Origin of the sequence: Mesorhizobium sp. M1409, from assembly GCF_040317535.1 — a bacterium.
Lineage (GTDB): Bacteria > Pseudomonadota > Alphaproteobacteria > Rhizobiales > Rhizobiaceae > Mesorhizobium.
The window spans coordinates 65,231-71,230 of sequence record NZ_JAMYKV010000039.1; the positions used below are offsets into that span (position 1 = coordinate 65,231).

At 61.0% G+C, this 6,000-nt stretch carries 6 protein-coding genes and 1 pseudogene; 6 read left to right on the forward strand and 1 reads right to left on the reverse strand.

Annotated features, from left to right (window positions below):
- The first annotated feature begins 100 nt into the window (after positions 1–100).
- The 6 genes from NKG99_RS25420 (at position 101) to NKG99_RS25445 (ending at position 5,561) form a co-directional block, all read left to right on the forward strand.
- Complete coding sequence (locus tag NKG99_RS25420) at positions 101–286, forward strand: hypothetical protein (protein ID WP_352871591.1); 186 nt, start codon at positions 101–103, stop codon at positions 284–286.
- Between the two features lie 122 nt (positions 287–408).
- On the forward strand, positions 409–1,413 hold the full coding sequence (locus NKG99_RS25425; protein ID WP_352871593.1) for a SctD/MshK family protein: 1,005 nt from the start codon (positions 409–411) through the stop codon (positions 1,411–1,413).
- The gene (locus NKG99_RS25430; protein WP_352871595.1) at positions 1,410–1,850 is read left to right on the forward strand and encodes a hypothetical protein; all 441 of its coding nucleotides are present in this window, start codon (positions 1,410–1,412) and stop codon (positions 1,848–1,850) included. The genes NKG99_RS25425 and NKG99_RS25430 overlap by 4 nt, the downstream gene beginning before the upstream one ends.
- Positions 1,851–1,867: 17 nt before the next feature.
- Positions 1,868–2,179, forward strand: coding sequence for a tetratricopeptide repeat protein (locus tag NKG99_RS25435; protein ID WP_352871596.1), 312 nt, complete (start codon positions 1,868–1,870; stop codon positions 2,177–2,179).
- Positions 2,176–4,341, forward strand: a complete 2,166-nt coding sequence (gene sctV, locus NKG99_RS25440; RefSeq protein ID WP_352871598.1) for a type III secretion system export apparatus subunit SctV — start codon at positions 2,176–2,178, stop codon at positions 4,339–4,341. The genes NKG99_RS25435 and sctV overlap by 4 nt, the downstream gene beginning before the upstream one ends.
- A 179-nt stretch (positions 4,342–4,520) precedes the next feature.
- Positions 4,521–5,561 (forward strand): EscU/YscU/HrcU family type III secretion system export apparatus switch protein, encoded by a 1,041-nt coding sequence (locus NKG99_RS25445; protein ID WP_352871600.1) that lies wholly within the window; start codon positions 4,521–4,523, stop codon positions 5,559–5,561.
- A 200-nt stretch (positions 5,562–5,761) separates the two neighbouring features.
- On the opposite strand, the pseudogene NKG99_RS25450 reads toward NKG99_RS25445, so the two are convergent.
- Positions 5,762–6,000 (reverse strand): annotated as a pseudogene (locus tag NKG99_RS25450) (D-amino-acid oxidase); the annotation flags it as partial.

A 6,000-nucleotide genomic window follows, 5' to 3' on the forward strand; every position in this document is an offset into this window, starting at 1 on the left:
TTCAATTTCGGTCATGCTGCCTTAGAGTGCCTCGGCAACCTGCCGGATCGCAGCGGTGTGAGTCCGGAGTTTGTAACTTGAATAGTCCCTCAAGGAGACAATGATGGCTGCTACCCCTCCCATTACCTCCGGCTCTGCCGGGTCGCCGGAACAGAACCTGGACAAGATGATCAAGCAACAGGAGCGCATGTTCGGGCTGGAGATCACGAAAGAGATCGCGAAATCCCAACATGACATGCTGATGAGCACCGCGAAAACGCTCGGCCAGTCGGCTGAAAAGGCCTAAGGCAGCGGATTTTCGAACCCATACGCCGCCGAAAGCAACCGGCGGCGTACTGCACGGCAGAAACCTTTCAACGCCGTCGTCTGGCTGCATTTGAAATTGTCATCGGCGGGAGATCAAGTTGCATGACCGCTAGGCCTATCGGCAGATATCTGGATGCGGCACCGGCGCGCCGGTTCCGATCGATTATCGCTCCCTCCACGGCAGCACGGCATTCCATCGCGCTTAGCGTAATCCACGGATTTCACGCCGGCGCCGAAATCGATCTGGTCGAGCCGGTCTATACGGTCGGCTCCAGCACGGAGTCGGACATTGTCCTCAGGGATGCAGGCATCGCGCCGATCCATGCAAGGCTGCGGCGTCAGGGCAGCCAGTTTGAAATCGAAGCCGTTGGCGGTGATGTGGCGCTTGCCACGGGAGAGACCATCCACGAGGGACATGGCAGCCGCTGCAGGCTGCCGCTCATCATAAATGTGGGTGATGCCAGTATCCGGCTGGTTAACCCGGCGCGCGGATCGAACCGCTGGCCTGTTTCCAATCGTCCTCTCCTGGTTGCGGGCAGCGTTCTCCTTGCCGTCTTCGCCGTCTCCGTCGCTGCGAACGGGTTCTCTTTCGCCAAGCCAGACATTGGCGAGGAGAAGCTAGCCTCTCAGGACGGCGAACCGATCAGAATGGCCTTCGCCGGCGCGGCAGGGCAAGAAGTGCTGGACGATTCATCGCCGCCGCAAATTCAGAATGCCGCCGCAGCGGCAAGCCAGCTCAAGCAGCATCTCGAGCAGTCGGGCATAAGCGCATTGACCGTTCAGCAATCAACGGGACGCCTCTTGGTCTCGGGGATGATCCCGAATGACAAGAGCGGTGTCTGGACGGAAACGCAATCCTGGTTCGACCAGGCGTTCGGCGCCCACATTGCGCTGGTCTCCAACGTCATGATCGGCAATGCGGAGCAGGCTCCGCGCCTGACGCTGCAGGCAATCTGGTATGGCGAGCGGCCCTACGTCATCGCAGCCGACGGTGCACGCTACCACGAAGGTGCATTCACGAATGACGGCTGGACCATAAAGCATATCGGCGAGACGGAACTTCTCCTGACCAAGGGCGGCGCCACGGTCGCGCTGAAATATCCGTGAGCCGCCGGCTTGAAGGGCCGCGGTTCGACACGGCAAGGGGCGACACACCCGGCCGCGAGGTTCGCCAGGCCGAAAGCGTACGCGGTCAATCGACCAACCGGCGACGGATGAATGGCGTCGACAAAGCCTCAAACCGTGCACAGGGCACGAAGTCGGCCGCTGGTACGGAAAAGACACAAACAGCGGAATTCCAGCCCTCTCCGGGTCAAGCCGGGGAATCGCTCGATGAGATCCTCATCAACTTCGTCATGCCCAGTATTCCCGAGCCAGCCATCCTGCGTCGTTCTGTGCCAATTCTTCAGCATTTCGTAGCGGACCTGGTCCCTGACCTCGAGGGCGGCGAGCAACTCAAGGCACTCGCCAGAACGCTGATGGAGGATGAAATCGAGCGTCATCGCGATCTGCTTGGTCGCATGCAGGAAGGAATCGAAATCTGACCGACCCGCATGAGACGGTGCATCTGCTGCATGTCCTGGGCTATCTCTACGGGTGTCACGGGCAGGCAAAGCGGGGCGCGGCGTACCTGCTTATCGCCGCACAGCTCTCGCCGGGAAATGCCGGCGTGCTCAGGACATTGGCGCACCTGCTCACACTTGATGGCGAGGCGGAAAAGGCGCTTGCCACGATCGCCAGGCTGGAGACCTTGGAAGGAATGGACCATCCGGCGCTTGCCTTGCTGAAGAGCCGCGCCTTGCTGGCGGCCGGGCGCAAGACCGAGGCGCGCAGTGCCTTGCTGAGCTTCCTGTCGCAACGAGGTGTTGAATGACCGTGTCGGAGCGGCTTCTGCAATTCCTGGCGAGGCTGTCACGCCGCAGCGACCTCGTCATCGCCGTCCTGCTGCTGGTCGCCGTGGTGATGATGCTCATCCCATTGCCGACATTCCTCGTCGATATTCTCATCACCGCAAATATCGCCATCAGCGTGCTTATCCTGCTGGCTTCGTTTTACGTCTCTCATCCGCTCCAGTTCTCGTCGCTGCCGTCGGTCATCCTCATCGCCACCCTGTTCCGGCTGGCCATCACAATCACGACAACGCGACTGATCCTGCTCCAGGCCGACGCGGGCGACATCATTACCGCCTTCGGTACCTTCGTCGTCGGCGGCAGTATTGCGGTGGGCCTGGTCATCTTCCTGATCATCACCGTCGCACAGTTCATCGTGGTTGCACGCGGTGCCGAACGCGTCGCCGAGGTGGCCGCGCGCTTCACGCTCGATGCCCTGCCGGGCAAGCAGATGAGTATCGATGCCGAGTTGCGCAACGGCGACATCGATCATGCGGAGGCACGCCGCCTGCGCCAGCAGCTGGAGCGCGAGAGCCAGCTGTTCGGCGCGATGGATGGCGCGATGAAATTCGTCAAGGGCGATGTCATCGCCGGGATCGTGATCATTCTGGTCAACCTTGTCGGTGGTTTCGCCGTTGGGACACTGCAGCACGATATGTCCCTGGGGGACGCGGCTTCCACCTACTCGCTGCTCACCGTGGGCGACGGGCTGGTGGCTCAGATACCGGCACTGCTCGTCGCCGTGGCCGCCGGTACGATGGTGACGCGCGTCGGCAGCGCCGACGGAACGGGAGACCTTGGCCAGCAAATAACCAGCCAGCTGCTGCGGGACTCCCGAGCGCTCGCGCTTGCCGCGGTGATCATGGTTGGCCTTGCCATGGTGCCAGGCTTCCCTGCCGTCGTGTTCCTCATGCTTGGCGCCTGCTTCGGAGCGGGCGCCTACGCAATCAATCGCCGCACTGCCCAGGAATCCGGGCCCAAAGACATCGGCCAGATCGCCACGCCCGAACCAGGAAATTCCGCCTCGCTTTCAGCAATCCCCACCGGAACACTGCCTCCTTCCTATCGCGTCGTGGTCCGCTTCGGAACCGAGCTAGGACGCTCAATCCCGGAGCCCGAGTTTGCCACGCTCGCCGACGGCGTGCGCCGCGAACTGTTCGGCGATCTCGGTGTCGACGTTCCGGCTATCGGCACGCAGGTCGACGAGATGCTTTCACCACGAGGCATCCGCATCGATCTGGAAGGAGCGCCCATCCTGGATGCCGAAATTCCAGCCGACCGCGTTCTTGTCGAAGCGGACGCGACGCATCTCGATCTGCTTGAAGTGACCTACGAAAGAGCTCCTCCGGTTGCCGGTCAGCGCAAATTCGCGTGGGTCGATGACAGCAACATATCGGTGCTGAAGGAAGCCGGCTTCGCCTTCTCCACGCCAGCCGAAACAGCGGCCAAATGGACCGAAAATTCGCTTCGGCTCTATGCCGGCCATTTCGTCGGGATTCAGGAGACACGCAGGCTGCTGTCGGACATGGAGCCGGATTATGCGGACCTGATCAAACAGGCACAGGAGATCGTGCCGCTGCAGAAGATCGCAGAAGTGCTTCGCCGGCTCGTCGATGAAAACGTGCCGATCCGCAATCTGCGCCTGATCCTCGAGGCCCTGATCGAATGGGGCCAGCGCGAACAGGACGTCGTCCTGCTGACGGAATATGTCCGCACATCCCTGAAGCGCCAGATCAGCTTCCGCTCCGCCGGCCGCACCAACATCATCGCCGCCTATGTCCTGCAGCGGTCGGCCGAGGATATCTTGCGAAACGCGGTGCAAAGCACTTCGACCGGGACATTCCTGAATCTTTCCGACGATGATGCGCAGGCCCTGGTCACCGAAATCGAGCGGGCGCTGACGCAGAACTCCACCGACGTCTCACCGGTGGTCCTCGCCGCGATGGATGTGCGGCGTCATATGCGGAGCCTGCTCATACACAATGCCATCGAGCTTCCGGTTCTGTCCTTCCAGGAACTCGCGCAAGAATTCAACGTCCAGCCGCTGGCCACGATCGCGGGCCGCTCGGGCAAGGCCGAGGCGAGCAGTGTCTCCCGGTCGTTGCCATCGGCTCAGCCGAAGGCCGGGCAAGAGGCAACCTCATGACGCCAGCCGGACGGACGGGGACATTTAGGCCTTCGCCTGCACAGCGCCGGTTTTGCTCGTCTGGCAACCGCTCAGCGCCAGCGTGATGACGATTGGCCAGAATACGACATGCAACCGCATATCCACCTCTCCCTATTCAGCGGCCTACTGGAACCACGACAGTGCGATGAGATTGCAACATGACCGAAGAAGCTGAGGAAAAGAAATTACCAGCGTCCGACAAGAAGCTTCGTGACGCCCGCCGCAAAGGCCAGGTTTCGCAAAGCCGCGACCTGGTCTCCGGCTTCACGCTTTTCGCAGCGCTCGCGTATCTCTATTTTTCCTGGCCGATGCTCTTCAGGCGCCTTTCGGAGCTCGTACAAACCGTGACGGTGCCCGGCGGCTCGTTCGGGGAGGTCAGCCTGGGGGCCATTCGCCATTCGCTTTCGTTGCTGATGCTTGCCACATTTCCACTGGTCGGGATCGTTGTCGTTTTTACCGTGGCCTTCGGCATGCTGGGGACGTTCGGACCGGTCTTCTCGTTTGAGCAGCTCAAGCCGCAGTTCGATAACATAAACCCGGCGAAGGGCCTTCAGAAAATCCTGTCGCTGCGCAACGTCATCGAGTTCACCAAAGGCCTGATCAAGGTGGTGTTGCTGGCAAGCCTGTTCGTATTCATCTTGACCGAATGGCTGCAGCCGCTGTTCGATGCGCCAGGCTGTGGTCAGTCATGCCTGGAGCCGATTATCAAGGCGGTGCTGACACCCCTTGGAATTGCCGCCGCCCTGGCCTTTGTCGTTATCGGCTTGATCGATGTTCCCATTCAGCGCTGGCTGTTCCTTCGCGACATGCGCATGACGGCAACCGAATACAAGCGCGAACACAAGGATCTCGAAGGAGATCCATTGATCCGCCATGAACAGCAGCGACAGCGGCGCGAAGCGGTGATGCAACCTGCGAAGCTGGGTGCGAAGAATGCGGTCATCGTCTTCGTGTCCGGCGACCGCGCCGTGGCATTGCGTTACGTCAAAGACGAAACGCCGGTGCCGACGGTCGTTGGCAAGGGTCAAGGCCGCGCGGCCGACGAGATAATGGCTCAGGCGCGCCAGGCAGGTATCCCCATAGTCGAGGATGCGGTAGCCGCCGAAACACTGTTCGAGCAGGCGAACACCGGATCTTATATCGGCCAGCTGATGTTTTCGCCGGTCGTTCGCCATCTCGTCCGGCACGGGCTCACCTGAGGCGACGCAAGTCGGCTGGCTTGGCCAAGATAAACCAGCGTCGAACGAGCGAGGCAGGATCTTTAGGCGAAGGAAGAACGCCGGGTCGCAGTACGCGGGCGAGTCAAACGAGCGCAGGGTTGGGCGAAAAGCACGATCGTCATGAGTTATTCCGGCAACATCGGATCGACCAAGCGGCAGTTCCGATCTTGAATCGATCTTCAAGAAAACCGAGCTGGCCGAAAGCCTGCGAGGAGTGGGTGCTCTCTTCCCGTGGCGATCTCGTCGGCAAGCAGCTCGCCGGCGATCAGGCCAAGCGTTGCGCCGCTGTGGCTGAAGGCGACGTGGTATCCCTTGATGTCCTTCAACCGGCCGAATACCGGCTCGCCATCTCCGGGAATCGGCTTGGGGCCGACACCGTAGCTTTCCAATTCCAGCTTCGGATGGCCTTCCAGAACCT